Source organism: Arthrobacter sp. UNC362MFTsu5.1, from assembly GCF_000685965.1.
Taxonomy (GTDB): Bacteria; Actinomycetota; Actinomycetes; order Actinomycetales; family Micrococcaceae; genus Arthrobacter.
The window spans coordinates 67,837-85,335 of record NZ_JMLE01000012.1; the positions used below are offsets into that span (position 1 = coordinate 67,837).

Annotated in this window: 13 protein-coding genes; 1 reads left to right on the top strand and 12 read right to left on the bottom strand. The window is 68.7% G+C overall.

What is annotated here, in order from left to right:
* Window positions 1-9: 9 nt before the first annotated feature.
* Window positions 10-993, top strand: coding sequence for a CapA family protein (locus tag BS38_RS0112985; protein WP_028271199.1), 984 nt, complete (start codon window positions 10-12; stop codon window positions 991-993).
* Here the strand turns inward: BS38_RS0112985 and BS38_RS0112990 are convergent.
* The 12 genes from BS38_RS0112990 to BS38_RS0113050 all read right to left on the bottom strand — a co-directional run bounded on the left by BS38_RS0112990 (window position 990) and on the right by BS38_RS0113050 (window position 17,405).
* Window positions 990-1,196 carry a hypothetical protein gene (locus BS38_RS0112990; protein ID WP_028271200.1) on the bottom strand — a complete coding sequence of 69 codons (207 nt, stop codon included), beginning with the start codon at window positions 1,194-1,196 and terminating at the stop codon, window positions 990-992. The genes BS38_RS0112985 and BS38_RS0112990 overlap by 4 nt on opposite strands.
* 121 nt (window positions 1,197-1,317) lie before the next feature.
* The gene (locus tag BS38_RS0113000; RefSeq protein ID WP_028271201.1) at window positions 1,318-2,055 is read right to left on the bottom strand and encodes a hypothetical protein; all 738 of its coding nucleotides are present in this window, start codon (window positions 2,053-2,055) and stop codon (window positions 1,318-1,320) included.
* Window positions 2,056-2,084: 29 nt separating this feature from the next.
* Complete coding sequence (locus BS38_RS0113005; protein WP_028271202.1) at window positions 2,085-2,972, bottom strand: CPBP family intramembrane glutamic endopeptidase; 888 nt, start codon at window positions 2,970-2,972, stop codon at window positions 2,085-2,087.
* Window positions 2,973-3,073: 101 nt separating this feature from the next.
* Complete coding sequence (mgtA, locus tag BS38_RS0113010) at window positions 3,074-5,797, bottom strand: magnesium-translocating P-type ATPase (RefSeq protein WP_231511238.1); 2,724 nt, start codon at window positions 5,795-5,797, stop codon at window positions 3,074-3,076.
* 1 nt (window position 5,798) lies between these two features.
* Complete coding sequence (locus BS38_RS0113015) at window positions 5,799-7,892, bottom strand: S8 family serine peptidase (RefSeq protein WP_028271204.1); 2,094 nt, start codon at window positions 7,890-7,892, stop codon at window positions 5,799-5,801.
* Between the two features lie 152 nt (window positions 7,893-8,044).
* Window positions 8,045-9,874 carry an FAD-dependent oxidoreductase gene (locus tag BS38_RS25115; RefSeq protein ID WP_051628892.1) on the bottom strand — a complete coding sequence of 610 codons (1,830 nt, stop codon included), beginning with the start codon at window positions 9,872-9,874 and terminating at the stop codon, window positions 8,045-8,047.
* 49 nt (window positions 9,875-9,923) lie between these two features.
* A complete protein-coding gene (locus BS38_RS0113025; RefSeq protein WP_028271205.1) occupies window positions 9,924-10,760 on the bottom strand; it encodes an aldo/keto reductase in 837 nt (278 codons plus the stop codon).
* Entirely contained in the window at window positions 10,757-11,593 is an 837-nt protein-coding gene (locus BS38_RS0113030) for a sugar phosphate isomerase/epimerase family protein (protein ID WP_028271206.1), read from the bottom strand. The genes BS38_RS0113025 and BS38_RS0113030 overlap by 4 nt, the downstream gene beginning before the upstream one ends.
* Complete coding sequence (locus tag BS38_RS0113035; RefSeq protein WP_028271207.1) at window positions 11,590-13,674, bottom strand: FAD-dependent oxidoreductase; 2,085 nt, start codon at window positions 13,672-13,674, stop codon at window positions 11,590-11,592. The genes BS38_RS0113030 and BS38_RS0113035 overlap by 4 nt, the downstream gene beginning before the upstream one ends.
* A 9-nt stretch (window positions 13,675-13,683) precedes the next feature.
* Window positions 13,684-14,853, bottom strand: a complete 1,170-nt coding sequence (locus BS38_RS0113040) for a Gfo/Idh/MocA family protein (RefSeq protein WP_028271208.1) — start codon at window positions 14,851-14,853, stop codon at window positions 13,684-13,686.
* A gap of 71 nt (window positions 14,854-14,924) precedes the next feature.
* Window positions 14,925-16,337 carry an MFS transporter gene (locus BS38_RS0113045; RefSeq protein WP_081818890.1) on the bottom strand — a complete coding sequence of 471 codons (1,413 nt, stop codon included), beginning with the start codon at window positions 16,335-16,337 and terminating at the stop codon, window positions 14,925-14,927.
* A 237-nt stretch (window positions 16,338-16,574) separates the two neighbouring features.
* Window positions 16,575-17,405, bottom strand: a complete 831-nt coding sequence (locus BS38_RS0113050; protein ID WP_028271210.1) for an IclR family transcriptional regulator — start codon at window positions 17,403-17,405, stop codon at window positions 16,575-16,577.
* Between the last annotated feature and the right edge of the window lie 94 nt (window positions 17,406-17,499).

Below are 17,499 nucleotides of genomic sequence, written 5' to 3' on the forward strand. Positions count from 1 at the left end.
AGGCGGACCGTGCGGCTGGTATTCCTTGGTGACGTGATGCTGGGCCGCCTGGTGAACGAGCGGCTCAGGTCAGCCCCGCCCGCGTACCCCTGGGGCGATACGCTTCCGGTCCTGGCGCAGGCGGACATGCGGTTCGCCAACCTCGAATGCGTCCTGGCCGACGGCGGGACTCCCCAGCCCGGAAAAGTCTTCCATTTCCGCTCGGACACCAGCAACGTTGCAGTCCTGGCCGCGGCGGGCATCGACGCCGTCTCGCTCGCCAACAACCATGTGCTCGACTACGGGGAGGCCGCCTTCCACGAGATGCTGCCCGTGCTGGACCGCGCTGGACTCCTCCACGCCGGAGCCGGCCCGGACCTGGAGGCGGCGCGCCGGCCGGTGATCAGGCGAGTGGGCCGCACCGCCGTCGGCCTCATTGCCTTCACGGACAACCAGCCCGACTGGGAGGCGGCACCGGACCGGCCCGGGGTGTTTTACGTGCCCGTGGACGAGCGGCACCAGGACGACGCGAGGGTCCAGGACCTGCTGGCGCTGGTCCGCCGCACCAGGGCACGCGCGGACCTGCTGGTCGTGTCGGCGCACTGGGGCGGCAACTGGGGCGCCGAGGTGCCGCCCGCCCACCGCGCCCTGGGGCGGGCGCTGGTGGATGCGGGAGCCGACGTCGTGTTCGGGCATTCGGCCCATATCTTCCGCGGCGTGGAGCTCTACCGCGGCCGGCCCCTGATCTACAGCGCCGGCGACTTCATCGACGACTATGCCGTGGACCCGGAGGAACGCAATGACCAGTCGTTCGTCTTCTGCCTGGAAATGCCTGGCGGCGGGCCCGTCCGACTGCAGCTCCATCCCACGGTCATTACCGGGTTCCAGGCTCGGCTGGCCGGAAGAAGTTCACACCGGATCGCAGGCCGGATGCAAGGGCTTTGCGCCGAACTGGGCACCCGGAGCATCTGGGCGGAGGAAGGGAACGTGCTGGAGATACCGGTGGACGGTTAGTCCCGCTTGTCCCGTTCGCTGAATTCCTCGTCGAGGTCGTAGTGCCGGAACTCGGTCTCCGGATTCGGTTCTCCCTCGGCCACGTACTCGTAGTCCAGCTGGCGCTGGACCTGGCTGTCGAGGACCTGCAGTTCCTTGTCGTCCACTTTTGAGAGATCCTCCGGAAACTCGTCTTCCGGGGTGAGATGCAGCTTCTCTGTCATGTCGTGCCTCTCTTGGCCAGGAACTGGGGGTGCTGTTCGTGCAGCATCCTGGCATGTCCCAGATTATCCGCACCTGCGGGCGGGCGGAAGTCCAGCGGGCGGAAGTCCAGCAGGCAGCAGCCTAGCCGGCGGAAGCCTGCCCGCCGGCCTTGCCGGCCGCTGTCCGCCGCCAGGCCGCCGCAAGGAGCCAGCCGGTCCATCCGAGGATCAGCACGATGCCCGCCAGAGTGGGCAGGCTGTTGGATGCGGAGAAGCCCTCGGCGCCGATGATCCAGCCCTGCGCCAGGTACGATGCTCCGGACAACACCATCAGGTAACCGATGAACCGGGAGATCCTGCGCGTGGCGGCGATGCCGGCGCCGAACAGGACGAGCGCTGATCCCAGCATGAAGCTTTGGTAGCTCCGGACTCCCCATTCCAGCCACCGGATGTCCTCCGCGGCCGCGAAGCGCAGCGCCTTCTCCCCTTCGGCCGCGCCTGCCCAGGCATCGACGGCATGCTTCAGGGCAACACCGTCCACACCCTGCAGGACGCCGTAGAGGGCGAGCGCGGCAATGGCCGCCGCGGCACCCAGCCGCACCGCCCACCCCGCCGCCCCGTGACGGACGTTGAGGGCATAGGCCAGGACCAGCAGTCCGCAGAGGAGCAACGCCATGCCAACGAACTGCCCGAGGTGGACGGCGATCCAGGCGTCACTGGCCGCGTACTCGGCGAATGTCGCAGGGTGGTCGTTGGCGCTGGCCGCGTCCGGATGCTGGAGTCCGGCCAGCAGCGAGGCCACGACGCCGGCGAAGAGGAGTGTGGCGGACAGCCGCAACTCGGGGCGGCGGAGCCCGCCGTCGTTCGTGGTGTCGTCCATGTCCGCAAGTCCCTCCTGACGGCTGACGGCTACGGGTTTGCTGCCCGGTAGGGCGGGATGCGCCGCCGGCGCAGGGCATGTCCGCTGCTGCCCTGGCCGGTGGTCCGGGACCTTGCGGCGAGGTACGCCGCCACTGCCGCTGTCAGCACCGCCACCGCCGGGATGAACTGCCACCAGTCCGCCGTGTCCATGCCTTGGGAGGCGTTCATGGACCCGTGCAGGAGCCCCAGAATCAGGATGCTACCGCCGGTCCCCACGAACACCATACCCAGTAGGTAACGTGCCACGGCGGCGAAGCCGAACAGGACTCCCCACGAGAGGGCGACGTCCGCCCAGGGCGTGTCCGCGAACCCGCGCGCGGCGAAGGCCTGGGGCAAATGGATGAGGGCGAAGGGAATGGCAGTCAGCAGTGAGCCCGCGAGCACGCCCTTCCGGTCCATCAGCCGGCGCTGGACCACCCCCGCCCAGGCCAGTTCCTCCCAGACGTTGCCCAGCAGGGCGCCGATGACCACTGCCTTCAGCAGGTACAGCCCCGCGGTGGCGGCCCACCCGCTGCCGGGCTCACGAAGCGTGCCGGTCACGACGGCGGTCAGGAGAGTCAGCAGCGGCAGGGCCAGCAAGGCCATGGCGTACCAGCCGGCGCCCACCCGCCAGCGGACCACCCCGCTGAAGAGGCGACGGACGCCGGCGCGGCCGTCCGCGGCCGCCGTCACCAGGACGGCTGCTCCCAGCAGGACCAGCAGTTCCACCAGGAGCCCGGGAGTAACGTCCTGCAGCAGGACGATGGCCAGGACCTGCGCCAGCCAGGCCAGCGGGATGGCAAGGAGCAGGAACGCGGCGACCGGGTGCGCGGCCATGCGGTCCTTGATCCGGGAGCGGATGCGACCGGCGGTGTTCGGAGTGGGGTCAACGCTCATCACGTGCCTCGGTTCAGGCCAAAATCACCAAGTGCTGACAGGTGCAGGTTACGCCCGTTGCGCAGCCGAATCCATGGTTCCCTGCTTGGCCTGTGCTGACGCTAGCTGCTTCGCGTGCTCCGGGCCTTGCTCTTCCGCCCGCCGCGGACCAGCTGTCCGTGTAAAGGGTGGGCAACGGCGGTGCTGAACCGGGCCGCGCGGCGGGAAATGTGGTGCAATGGCTGCCGGCGCGGAATCACGGCGGGCCGGGCAGGGGGTTGCTGTGCTGCCCGGGCGAAGAACCAGCTCTTGGCGAATTCGACCATGACCAGGTAGACCACGATCATGCCCAGGAGAGCCAGGAAGAAGGGCGTAGGCAGCGGGTCGAACCCGAGGACACCGGCCAGCGGAGATAGCGGCAGGAAGATGCCCACCACCACCACGCCCAGGGATGCCCCCAGCAGCCCGGCTGACGGCCGGCTCCGCAGGAACGGAACCCGCCGGGTGCGGATGGCAAAGATGATGAGCGTTTGCGTGGCGATCGACTCGATGAACCAGCCGGCCCTGAACTCTCCGGGCACCGCATGGAACGCGAACAGCATCAGGGCGAAGGTAGCGAAGTCGAACAGGGAGCTGATGGGCCCGAAGAGGAGCATAAAACGCCGGATGAAGGCGATGTTCCAGTGCGACGGGGCCAGCAGCTGCTCCTTGTCCACGCGGTCTCCCGGGATGGCGAGCTGGCCGCTGTCATAGAGCAGGTTGTTCAGCAGGATCTGGCCGGGCAGCATCGGCAGGAAACTCAGCACAACGGATGCCGTGGCGGCACTGAACATGTTGCCGAAGTTGCTCGAGGTTCCCATCAGCACGTACTTGATGGTGTTCGCGAAAATCCGCCGCCCTTCCATCACGCCCTCGGCCAGCACTGCCAGGTCCTTGTCCAGCAGCACGACGTCGGCCGCGTCCTTGGCGACGTCGGTGGCGCTGTCCACGGAGATGCCGATGTCCGCTGCGTGCAAGGCGAGCGCGTCATTGACCCCATCGCCCATGAACCCGACGGAACCACCGCTCCGGCGCAGCAGCCGGATGATCCGGGCCTTCTGTTCCGGCGAGACACGGGCGAAGATGCTTGCCTCGCGGGCCGCAGCTGCCAGCTCTGCATCAGAGAAAGATTCCACCTCGGCGCCGGTGAGCGTACCTCCGGAGAGCACCCCGAGCTCGTCACAGACCTTCTCGGCAACCTTGGCGTTGTCCCCGGTGGCGATCTTGACCGTGATGCCGAGCGCTTCGAGCTGGTCCAGTGAAGCCCTGGCGTTGGCTTTGGGCCTGTCCAGGAAGACCAGCAGCCCCTCCAGGACCAGGTCCTTCTCGTCGGCCGGTCCGATCGCTGTCAGCCCTGCGGCCGGCCGGCTGGCTACGGCCACCACGCGTGATCCCGCGTTGAACTGTTCGTCCAGCATCGCCTGCACACCTGCCGGGATGTCCGCGCAGAGCGCCAGGACATCTTCCGGCGATCCCTTGGACACCAGCTGTGCAGCGCCGCCCTGTTCCCTGACCAGCACGCTGGTCCGGCGGCGCAGGTGGTCGAAATCAATGACGTCCAGGCGTTCGTAGCGGCCTGGCTCGAAGCCGGCCGCATCGGCGGAAGCCCACAAGGCAGCGTCCAGCGGATTCAGTCCCACTGTGGAGACCTTCGCTTCCGTGTACTCCGCTTCCGTGGCGAGAAGGCCCAGCGTAAAAAGGAAGTCGGGGGCCACTCCGTCCCTGGCGGGCAACGCTGCGGTGAAGCTGATCCTGCCCTCGGTGAGGGTGCCTGTCTTATCGGTGACGAGCACGTCCATGTCCCCGAGGTCCTCAATGCACACCAGTCGCTTGACCAGCACTTTGCGCTTGGCCAACTGCCGGGTTCCCGTGGCCAGGCTGGTGCTCACCACCGCCGGCAACAGCTGCGGCGTAATACCAACGGCAATCGCCAGCGAGAACAGCAGCGATTCGATGACAGGACGCTGCAGCAGCAGGTTGGCAACGAAGATCAGTGTGGTGAGGATGACGGCCACCTGCAGCAGCAGGAAGGAGAAGCGTTTCAGGCCCAGCTGGAACTCGGTCTGCGGCTGCCGCTCGCCGAGCCCCAAAGCGATCCGGCCGAATTCTGCCCGCCCGCCTGTGGCCACCACCGCGGCGGTGCAGCTTCCGGACTGGACCACGGTCCCCATAAACAGGCAGGAAGTGAGGTCGGCGGGTGCAGCGGAGCCGCGGACCGGCGCCGGATCTTTGCTGACAGGCAGCGATTCACCCGTCAGGATGCTTTCGTCGCAGAGCAAGTCTTTGGCCGTCAGCAACCGCATGTCCGCCGGGACCACCGCGCCGATGGCCAGATGCACGACGTCGCCGGGCACCAAGGCTGTGACGCGGACTTCTCCCAGGATCCCGTCGCGGAGAACCGCGGCCAGGTGGGTGACACGTGCATGCAGCGCCTCGGCGGCGCGCTCGGCCCGGAACTCGTTGACGAAGCCCAGCCCCACACTGGCCAGCAGAATCACGCCGATCACAATGGAGTTCGTGGCGTCCCCCAGGAATAAGGAGAGCCCGGCAGTGACGGCCAGCAGGATCAGGATGGGGCTGCCCAACTGCCGCGCCAGCACCGACCACCCGCTGGCCTCGTGTGTTCGCACCGCGTTCGGACCCACGGCAGCCAGCCGCCTGGCGGCTTCGCCGCTGGCGAGCCCCGCGCTGCCGGTTTTCAACTGGTCCAGGACCTCTTCCACGGGAAGCTGCGCGGCGTGCGCGATGGTCACTTGCCCGGGCAGATGCCCCTGGACGTCGAAGTCCGGCGCGTGGAGTTCGGGCACGTCAGGACAGCCGCCAAACGTAGGCGTAGGGCTGCGGGAACTGGGTGATCCGGAACGCCCGGACCACGATTTTGGCAGGGCCCGGCGGCATGCCCGTCCACAGGACCTGTTCCACGTTGTTCGCGTGGTCGAAGCCGGCGGAGGTTCCGGAATTTCCGTGCCGCTCGCTGCCGTCCGCTGCCTGCACAATGAGGTCGAGGTCGTTCTGCAGCTGGGGACCGGGCGGATCGGACCACACCAGGGTGATCTTCAGCGTCACCCCGGCGGCGGTGAGTTCCGGGTCCCCGGCAGGAGCCCCGTGCCGTCTTCCCTTGGCAGCAACCTTGGGGACCTCCGCGGGGATGTCGATGGCGAAGGAGTCCTCCTCCCCCTGCTCCAGCGGCCCGCCTTCGCCCAGGCCGGCGTTGCCAGGCTGCCCGGGAAGGACCACGGACCGGCCCAGGTTGACCCGGCCCCACCCGGAGTTCCCGTTCGGGGACTCCCCGGCTTCGCTGGGATTGTACTGTCCCGGCAGCACGTCGGCGCCGTTGATCAGCAGGGCCTTGATCAAGGCGGCGCTGGGGGCGGCCAGCCCGTTCTTCACCAGGGTTTCCCGCAGCACCGCCGCGCAGCCGGCAACCAGCGGTGTTGCCATGGACGTGCCGGAATCGAAGAAGAACAACGGATCGGTGGAGGTGCCGAAGGTGCTGCCCATCGGGGCGTTCCGCGAAAGCGTGGACAGGATGCTGGTTCCCGGGGCGACGACGTCGGGCTTGATCCGGCCTTCCTTGGTGGGGCCGCGGCTGGAGAAGGCCACCATCCCGTCCGGGTTGTTGGCCTGCTTGTCGCGTTTGACGGGATTCGCGGGGAAGTCGCCCGGCCAGTACGTGCCGTAGGAGGGCGCGAAGTCCTTCCGGAGGCTTTCGCTGGCTCCCACGGTGATGCAGTTCTTGGCCGCGGACTGGGAGCCGATGGAGTTCGAGTCCACGGTACCGTCGCTGTTGCCGTCCACGCCGTCATTCCCGGCCGCGAAGCAGATCACCTGGTCCGGGTGGTTCCACACGAACTCGTCGATCTCCCGCGAGCTTGAGTCATAGGGCAGGTTGAGTCCGGGCACCCCCCACGAGTTCGTATGCACGCGGGCGCCGTCGTCGTACGTCTTTTGGAAGAGGTCGTTCAGGTTGACCGGGATGCCGCCCAGGCCGCCGTTGGCGTCGAGCAGGCTTTGCAGGATCAGCAGGGCCTCAGGTGCCGTGCCGTCAATGTTCCCGCCCATGGTGGCCGAGTTTCCCCGGCCCAGCACGGAGCCGGCCACGTGCGTGCCGTGGCCGTGCGGATCGTCCGCCTTGTCCGGCGCCGTGCGGCCCAGCGCATAGAGCGTCTGGACCCGTCCGGTGAACGCCGGATGCGGGTTGGCGGCGTCACCGGTGTCGAATCCGGTGTCCGCCACGGCCACCACTTCCCCGTCGCCCCGGTACGTTGTCCCGTTGACCAGCACCTCGGCATTCAAAATCTGCCGGGCAACATTGTTGAAGAGCTGGCGCTCGCGGACCGGGTGGATCTCGCGGATCTCGTCGATCTTCGCCAGTTCCGGGAGCTGGTCCACCGAGGTGGTGATGCGCAGCTTTCCCGGGGTGACCGCCACGGCGTCCGGCTCCACCCTGGCCGCCAAGGCAACCCGGGCGATCAGGTCCGGGGTGGCCTCGATGCCCGGGTGCAGCAGCAGGTCCACCTTTTCCAGCCGGCGGTCCGGATGCGGTTCGTGGTCCGCCAGCGACCGGACGTTGCCGGTGTCCGCCCCGCGCGGCAGCAGCGGCGGCGGGATCTTGAAGACCCTGGAGTAGACGTCCGCCCAGCTCACGAACGGCAGGGCGCGCACCCGGTCCAGGTCCGCCGGCGGGAACGCCGCAAGGTAGGTGTTGTCCGAGACGTATTCCTGCATCTCGACGTCGATGCCGGCAAGTTCCGCGCGCTGTTCCGCCGTCAGCGGCTCCGCGGTCTGGATGAGGATGTGGTCCGACTCCGAGGCGTCCTCGGCAACCAGTCCGGCGTCACGCAGGGCACGGTTCTGTTTGATCGGATCAATGGTGATGCCGTTGATGGTGATGTCAGACATGAAGTTGTGCCCCCTGGCGATCAGCCCGAATAGCGCCGCCGGAAACAACCTCGGCACCCGGTGGCCGCGTGTGCTCTAGAAGGAGACCCGGACCCCCGCCGAGCGGGGGCCCCGGAAGGTGAGCGTCAGCATACGCTCGGCGCCCTAGGCGGTCAACGGCGCGTGGAAAGCTGCCCGGCAGCGGACACCTCAGCGGGCAGCTCAGCGGGCATTGTCCCGTCGTCCTCGTACGCGCCGGCACCGGCGAGGTCGCGGCCGGCGATGTAGCCGAAGGTGAGGGCCGGTCCCAGGTTGATGCCGCCCGCGGGGTAGTGCCCGCCCATCACGTTGGCCTGGTCGTTGCCCGCAACGTAGAGCCCTTCGATCGGCCGGCCGTCGTTGTCCAGGACGCGGCTCCGGCCGTCCGCCTCCAGTCCGGCGAAGGTGCCGAAGCTGCCGGGAACCACGCGGACCGCGTAGAAGGGACCCTTCTCGAGCGGACCCAGCGAGGGGTTGGGCCGGTTCCCGGCGTCGCCGCCATACCGGTTGAACGCGGTCTCGCCGCGCCCGAAGCCGGGGTCCACGCCGTCGCGGGCGTTGCGGTTGAACTCCTCCACGGTGGCTTTGAGGCCGGCGGGGTCGATTCCGCACTTCGCCGCGAGTTCCTCGATGGTCCGTCCCTTCGTGAGGTAGCCGGAGCGCAGGTACGGGAAGAGCGGGACCGGCAGCGGCTTGGCCATGCCCAGAGGGAACCTGCGGACGAACCGGCTGTCGGCAATCTGCCAGGACTCCGCGGTTCCGCCCTCGGGGGTGGCGGCCATCATGGCGGCCACGTAGTCGTAGTAGCCGTTGGCCTCGTTGACGAAGCGCTTGCCGTTTGCGAGGACGCCGATGCTGCCGGGCTTGGCGCGGTCCATGATGTGCGGGAAGGTGCCGGTGCGGCCGTTGCGGTACGGCACCAGCGACACGGGGCACCACGCGGCGGCGGATTTCACGTCGGTCTTGAACCGGGCACCCACCGCCTGGGCCAGGGTGATGCCGTCGCCGCTGGTCTCCGCGGGTGCCAGCGTCCAGTGTTCCCGGCCGGTGGGGGTGTGGGGAAACAGCTCCTTCCGGCGCTGGATGTCGTGGGGGAAGCCGCCGGCGGCGAGGACGACGCCGCGTGCAGCGTTGATCTGCAGCTCACCGTCCGGGGAGCCGACGACGGCGCCGGTCACCTTGCCGGTGTTGTCGGTGAGCAGCCGTTTCGCGGGAGTGGAAACGCGGATATCCACGCCGAGATCGTCAGCGGACTTCAGCAGGCGTCCGGTCAGGGCGGTGCCGTTGACCAGTTGCATGTTGCGGCGGTGAATCAGCAGGTCCAGGAGGTGGAGGCCCATGCGCCAGCCGGCGTGGAAGATGCCTTTCGGATTTCCCTGCGAGGCGGAGAGGAACTTGCTGAGGTCCGGTCCGGCCATGATGCCCATGCCCAGGAAGGACGTTTCGTAGAGCTGGTGGCGCATTTTTGCCCGGAGTTCCGGCCTGATCCGCCGCGCGTTGATCGGTTTGGGGCCCACCGAGCGGTTGCCGGTGCCTGCGCCCGGCTCCTTGCCGTAGATGTCATTGATCCTGGTTCCCGGGACGAACTGCAGGGACGTCTTGTCCTGGAAGAAGCCCACCATGTGCGGGACGGCCTCGAGGAAGGCGTCCACCTTGTCCGACTGGTACTCCTCCCCCAGGGTGTGGCGCAAATAGGTGCGGAACGTTTCCTTGTCCTCGTTTACGCCGGCAGCCTTGGCGAGCGGGTTGCCGGGGGTCCAGGCCCAGCCTCCGGACCAGGACGTGGCCCCGCCGCAGACCCCGGCTTTTTCCACCACGATGACTTTGAGGCCGTGGTAGGCGGCGGTGACGGCGGCGGACAATCCGCCGGCGCCGGACCCGACCACCAGGACATCGCAGTCCAGGGCGCCAGGCCGGCCGTCCTGCTCAGTTGGGGCCGGTGTGGCGTCGGTGCTCTCGTTCATGGGGTTCTCCATTGTGGTTCTCTCGGGTGTCTCTTAGCGGCCGAAGTGGTTAGTGGCCGAAGGTGTCTGAATCGAGGCGCGGCGGGGCGCCGGTTTCCAGCGCATCAATGGCGGCGAGCTGCTCCGGAGCCAGCTCGAAGCCGAAGATGTCCAGGTTCTGCCGCTGCCGGTCGTCGCTGGCGGATTTCGGCGTGGCGATGCGGCCCTGCTGGACATGCCAGCGGAGCACGATCTGTCCGGGCGTCCTGCCCAGTTCCTCCGCCGGCCCGGTGATGGCGGGGCTGGCCAGGAAGTCGCCGTTGCGGCCAAGCGGGCTGTACGCGCCGGTGGCAATGCCGTGCTCACGGTGGAAGGCCAGCTGTCCGGGCTGGCCGTGGGCCGGGTCCACCTGCACCTGGTTGACCGGCACGGCGAGTCCGGCCCTTTCGACTGCCAGCAGGTGGGCGGGCTTGAAGTTGGAGACGCCCCAGGCGCGGATGGCGCCGTCGTCCGCCAGCTGCCGGAGGCCTTCGCAGGCCTCGACGAACCGGCCCAGCGCGGGGTTGGGCCAGTGGACCAGGAACAGGTCCAGGTACTCCACGCCGAGCCGGGCCGCTGAGCGTTCAAAGGCGATTCGGACGCCGTCCCGGCTGTGCCAGTCCCGGTTGAACTTGGTAGTGATGAAAATGTCCTGCCGGGCGATGCCGCTGCGCCGGAGGCCCTCCCCCACGGCCTCTTCATTGCCGTAGTTCTCGGCGGTATCGATGTGCCGGTAACCGTTGGCGATGGCGCGGTGCACGGCATCCGCGGCGTCCTCCCCCACCATCGGCCAGGTGCCCAGCCCGATCAGCGGAACGCGGACGCCGGGGGCAAGCTCCGTCGTCGTGCTTTCCAGAACTTCGCTCATTTGGCCCCTGCTTCCTGAAGGTTTTCCGCTGCCGCTAGTACGGCGTCAGCGGCGGCTTTCAGGTTCCGGGCCCAGCCCGGTCCACCGAGTTCGGCAACCCGCCGGTCCGACGGCGTCTCGACGCTCACGGGCGTCCCTGCCGGGAAGGCAGCCACCAGCGCGGCGAGATCGAACCCGCCTTCGCCGGGGACGCCGCGTTCGGAGCGCGACTCTGTCACGAGGTCCTCGCGGGTGGCGGGCCGCTGCACCGGGCCGTCGCACAACTGCAGCAGCGGGACAAGGTCCGCGCTGGCTGCCAGCTGGTCGAGCGTGCCGCCGAAGCGGTTGAAGTGCAGGGCGTCCACCACGATCTTGCAGCCGGCGGCGCGGGCCAGTTCCGCCGCGGCGGGGATGGAATCTACCGCCTGGTAGGAGATCGGTTCCAGCGTGGGCACGATGCCGAAATCCCGGCCGTCCGCCGTCATCCGGGCCAGCGTGTCAGCCAGCCGGGCGGCGTCCGGATCGGCACCGGCAACGGTCAGCGAGCCGGCACCCAAGGCCTGGCCTGCTTCCATCATCCGCAGCCAGGCCCCGCGCTGGTCACTGCCGTCCAGGAGCAGGAACTCGATGTCCTTCACCGTCACGCCGGTGTCCCGCATCCGGGCCAGGGTTTCCTTCAGCATGGGTGAACCGGGCTGCAGGTCATAAGCACGTTCGGCCGCGGTAACCGGCCGCACCCGGGCGCCGATGAAGTCGAATCCCGCCCCGGCGGCGACGGTCACGAGGTCCGGCGGCGCAGTTCCTACGAGGGAAAGCTGGGCCAGGCCCACCTGGCGGCGTGGCGGGGTGTTCATGATGCTGCTCCGTTCAGGGAAAGGTTCGCTGGATCTCGACGGGCCCGATCACCGGTGGCCCGGGCCCGCTCACCGGTGGCGCCGGCGGCCAGTGCAGCGGCCACGCGCTGGGCGGCGTCGTACCCGCTCTTCACGGCGTTGGAGGCGATGGCCGGGGTCTGGTCCACCACCGTTCCGGCGAGGGTCACGGGAACCCCGGCCGCGAAGCTCAGTGCGGCATCGCGCTCGCGGGCCGGCATGGCGCCGTCCAGCGGGGCAACCGAGCGGGAGACCAGCAGGGGCCCCGGGGCGTCCAGCCACTCGCCGCTGCTGAGCCGGACGCGGCCGCCGTCGTACTCTTCGATGGAGCTGCCCAGCCGGATCCGGACCCGCGGGTTCTGCTCCAGCCGGGGCACTGCCAGGATCTTGGCGCGGCGGCCGGACTCCGGCGCGATGACCTCCTGCGGCCCCACCAGCAGCACGGCGGCGCCGCGGTCCGCCAGGGTGTCCGCCACGCTCATGGCCACGGAGTCGGCGCCCCAGATGGTCACTGCCGCGGGGACTTCGCCGGCGGCAGCACCGCTGTCGAGGACGCCGGGGTGGGCGGCGAGCCATTCGCGCACGTCCGTGACGTTCGGGGAATCTCCGCCGGTGAACCCGGCAGCCGGGCGCAGCCCGCCCGTAGCCAGCACGACGGCGTCGGCGCCGGTTTCGCGGACCAGCGCGGCGACGTCGTTCGTGTCTACGTGCGTGCCCGGCCGGACGTCGACGCCGAGCCGGGCGTTCTCGGCCGCCGACCATTCGGCGAAACGGTGGAAGTCCGGGGTGGACTTCATCCGCTCGGCGAGGGCGAACTGGCCGCCGGGGCGGGCGCCGTCGTCGAGCACTGTCACCTGCGCGCCGGCTTCGGCGAGTTCACGGGCCGCGGTGAGGCCTGCGGGGCCGGCTCCCACCACCACAACACGGGACCCGTCACGGACGGCGGGCGTGGGGACGGGGACGCGGGAGCGGCCCACGGCCGGGTTGACGGTGCAGGTCACCTGGCCGAGTCCCAGGTTGTCGATGCAGACGTTGCAGGCGATGCACGGGCGGTAGCGTCCGCCGTGCAGGACGCCGCCCACAAAGGCGGGGTCGGCGTGGATGGCGCGGGCCAGGCTGACGAAGTCGCAGGTGCCGTCGCGGAGGACCTCTTCAATGATGGCCGGGGAGTTCAGCCGGCCGGCCATGCCCAGGGGGAGGCCGAACTGCCGGTAGGCCTTGGCGTAGTCGGCCAGGATGCCCGGCTTCCATTCGCCTGACTGGACGATCCATTCACCCGCCTCGTAGCTGCCGGCGGAGATGTCCAGGAAGTCGAGGCGCTCGAGGTGGGCCTTGGCGATGATGGCCAGCTGCTGCCCTGCGGTGATGCCGTCCGCCGGCCCCTCAACCACGGAGACGCGCATGCCGATGATGGCATCGGGGGCCTCCTTCCTGACTTCGTCGATCACCAGGTTCATGAAGTGTTCCGGGGCGGCGAATTCGTCGGTGCGGTGGTTGGAGATCGGGGACATGAACTGGTGGATCAGGTAGCCGTGGGCGCCGTGGATGTTGATGACGTCGAAGCCGGCGTCCACCGCGCGGCGGGCGGCCTGTCCGTAGGCCGCCACGAGGTCGCGGCATTCCCCGGCGGTCAGTTCCCGCGGCACCTCGCCGCCGGCCACCTCGCACGGCACCGGTGACGGCGCCAGGTTCTTGTATCCGGACACCGCGGCCTGCGCCGTACGGCCGCCGTGGTTGATTTCGACGGCGGCGAGCGCGCCCTCGGCGTGCAGGGCGTCGGTAAGTTTGCGCAGGCCAGGGACCATGGCGTCGGTGTGCAGGCCCAGCTGGTGGGTGCGGCCCTTGCCGTCGGCGCGGACGTAGGTGGCTTCGGTGGTCACCAGGCCCAGGCCGGCCTTGGCACGGGTGACCAGGTAGTCGATGTACTGCTCCGTGATGCGGCCGTCAGTGGTGCCGTAATTGCGTTCCATCGGGGCGGACGCGAGGCGGTTCCGGAGGGTCCGCGGAGTGCGGCCGTTGCGGCCGAGGGTCAGCGGCAGGGCTGCGTAGCGTTCGGTGGTCATTCGTCTTCCCTAACGTGCTGCCGGAATGCGGCTGGTTGGTTGGGCTGCCGGGGCTTCCGGCGGGGCGGGCTGGCCGGTGATGGCCAGCTGGTCCACCGCGGCGAAGCGGACGGGGACGCCGGTGCGGGAGGATTCGTACACGGCCAGCAGGATGCGCAGCGCCTTGGTGGCGTCCTGGCCGGTGATGGCCGGCTCGGTGCCTTTTTCCAGTGCGGCCACGAAGTCGCGGACCTGGCTGGTGTGGTGCGGGATGAGCTGGCCGTTGATGGTGGCCAGGTCCACGTTGGGGCGGATGCCGGCGGGGTGGACGGCTTCAGTGGTGATGGTTTCGCCGACTGCCCAGAGGTCCACCCGGCCGTCGCTGCCCTCCGGAAACTCGGTGAGGGACGCGGTGGCACCGGTCTCGCCGGTGATCCGGATCTGCACGCCCAGGCTGGGCGAGACCGCCGTCGAGGCCTCCAGCGTTGCCATGGCTCCGGAAGTGAAGGTCAGGACCGCCGTGGCGGAGTCCTCCACCTCGATGTTGGCGCCGTGCTTGTAGCTGTTGATCTTGCCGTACACCTCGGCGATATCCCCCATGAACCACTGCAGCAGGTCGATGTAGTGGATGGCCTGGGTCATCAGCACACCGCCGCCGTCGTTGGCCCAGGTCCCCCGCCACGCGTCCCTGGAGTAGTACTCCGGTTCGCGGTGGAGCATCACCGAGCACTGGCCCATGACGGGGCGGCCCAGGGTGCCGTCGTCGATCGCTGCCCGGATCCGCTGGGCGCCCGGCCAGAAGCGGCGCTGGAAGAGCACGCCCAGCTTCACTCCGGCGTCGGCACACGCCGCGGCCATCCGCCCGGCCGAGGGCAGGTCCGTGGCGATCGGCTTCTCGCAGAGCACGTGGACGCCGGCCGCTGCCGACTGCAGCACCACCTCCTCGTGGGTGGGGTGCGGCGTGCAGACCGAGATGATGTCCACGCCGAGATCCAGCAGCTCGCCCACCGTATTCACGGCGTTCGGCACATCCCACGTCTCCGCCGTGGCACGGGCCCGGTCCAGGTCGATGTCGCAGACCCCGACGATCCGGACGTTGTCCAGGGCGCCGAAGGCCTCGAGATGGTTGCGGGAGATGGCGCCGCAGCCAACGATGCCGACGCGGAAGATGCGGGCGGGTGCGGATGCTGATGGAGTCACGGGAGAATCAACTTTCTGGTGCGTGGGCGGTGCTGGGCCGGCAAACGGTGCTGGAGGCTACCCGGCGGGCGCTAGGCGGAAACGCGGCGCTTGCGGGGCAGTCCGAGTTCTTCGAGCGGGGTCTTATGGGTTTCCCTCGCCGTGGCGATGGCGATCGCGGATACCACCAGGCAGACCACCGTGAAGCTCGCCACCGGGATCCAGCCGCCGGGGCCTGGCTGGGCGAGCATCGTGGCGATGACGGGGGCGAAGCCGGTGAGGATCAGGCCCACCTGGCTGCCGATGGCCATCCCCGAGTAGCGGACCGGGGCGGGGAACATCTCGGGGAAGAAGACCGTCCAGACGCCGTTCCAGCAGGAGTAGAACACGGACATGTTCAAGAACCCGAAGACGAAGATCAGGGGAACGTTGTGCTCGCTGATCGCCCAGAAGTAGCCGAACGAGGTGACAGCGCAGCCGAGAGCGCCCACCAGCAGCACCTTCTTGCGGCCGAACTTGTCCGAAATGATGCCGGCCAGCGGGATGGTGAACATGGACAGGCCGATGGTGACGGCGTTGACCGTGAGCATCAGCGTCCGGTCCAGCCCGATGGAGCTGCCCGTGGCGTAGGCCAGGGCGTAGACAGTGAAGGTGGTCTGCATGACGGAGAACAGCATGACGAGGGCAACCCGCAGGACGTCACGCCACTGGGTCTTCAGGACCTCGGCCGCCGGGATGCCCTTCGGCTTGCCCGGATCCACGGCTTCTTCGAAGACCGGCGGGTCCTCCAGGCGGGTGCGGATCCAGTAAGCGACGCCGAGGACCACAACGGAGAGCCAGAACGGGATACGCCAGCCCCAGCTGAGCAACTGGTCTTCGGGAAGGGCGGCCAGCGGAATGAAGACCACCGTGGACAGCACCATGCCGGAGGCGTAGCCGGTCATCACGAAGCTGGTGAAGAAGCCGCGGCGGCCCTCCGGGGAGTGCTCCATGGTGAGCGTTGACGCGCCGGCGGCTTCCGCGCCGGCGGAGAAGCCCTGCGCCAGGCGGCCGACCAGCAGCAGTGCGGTGGCCCAGTAGCCGATCTGCCCGTAGGTGGGGAGGAAGCCGATGCCGATGGACGCGACTCCCATGATCACCAGCGTGATCATGAGGGCCTGTTTCCGGCCCACCTTGTCACCGAAGTGGCTCATCACGATGCCGCCCAGCGGCCGGGCCAGGTAGCCGACGCCGAAGGTTGCCATCGCTCCGAGCAGTGCCACGACGGGGTCGCCGCCGGGGAAGAAGATCTTGGGGAAAACGAGGGCTGCGGCGGTGCCGTAGATGAAGAAGTCGTAGTACTCCAGGGTGGAACCCAGGAATGAAGCCAGTGCCGCTTTCCTGGGCATCTTGGCCGGGTGGTTCGCTGCCGGACGGCTTTCCTGGTTGTCCTGGTTCAGGACGTCGGATTCCAGGACGGCGGTGCTCCGGACGTCTCCTGCCGGGGGTTGCTGGGCATGTCCCATAGTGTCTCCTCATCGAGTGTCACGGGTTAAGGGTGGTGGGGCCGCCGCCACATTGCGGTGGCACGTTCCGTAAGAGTTTTTGGGGCCGGGAGCCTCCGCCGGCCGGCCGGCGGTGGTGTGGATCCCTGAACAAAACTGTATGAGCGGCATCACAGATGTCAGCGGCAAATCCCATTCAACGGGACGCCCGGCATCGGATAGCACCACAGGACGGCACCAGGGGCGGGCGGGATCTGGCTAGATCTTCGCGGCCCGGTCCCCTGCGGCCTGGCGGCCCGGCTCGAGCCATGGCCTGGTGCCGTAGGGCCGGCGCTCGGCACCCATGGTCCGGGAGAGGCCGCGGCCGGCGGCCACCAGCACGGGCAGGATCAGCTGGGGCTTCTCTTCAGCGGTAGGAACGACGACGGCGATGGCACCGATCACGCTGTTGCCCTCGCCGAACACCGGTACGGAGTAGGCGGTGTTTTCGGGGACCAGGACGCCGGCCAGCCGGACATAGCCCCGCTCCCGGATGAGGGCCAGGTGCGCGCGGATCTTCACGGGATCCGTTTCCGTGTTGGGCGTGGTCTTCTCCAGCGGGCCGGCCAGGAAGCGCTCCTGGACGTGGCGGGGCATGTGGGCCATCATGGCGAGGCCCGAGGAGGTGTTGTGGATGTCGAGCCGCCCGGCGACGTCGGCAAGGTTCAGCACTGTGCCGTGCCGGTCAAGGCGTTCGAGGTACAGGACGCTTCCGGACTCGACGTCGGGGACGGACAGCGAGACGTTCTCGCGGACGGCTGCGTGGACACCTTCCAGGAAGGGAAGCCCGCGGCGCCGGAATTCTTCGAGGGGGTTGCTGCGTGAGGCAAGCTCCCACATTTTGACACCCACGCCGTAGTCCCCGGTGGCGCCGCGGTTGAGCAGACCGCTGTCGACGAGGTCGTTGGCCAGGCGGTGCGCGGTGCTGCTGGACATGCCGGTGAGGCGGACCAGCTCCGCGAGCGTCAAACGCGGTTGCCCCCGGGAGAAGGCATCCAGGATCTTCACCACCCGCTGGATGACGGACTCCCCCGATGCGGAGTTCGCCATGGTTCCTCCCGGTTGTGCCAGCTTTTCTCCTGCCAATATATCCCTGCCGCGAAAGGACGGCGGTCCGGTGGAGGCAGCCCGTGGAAGTAGCCTA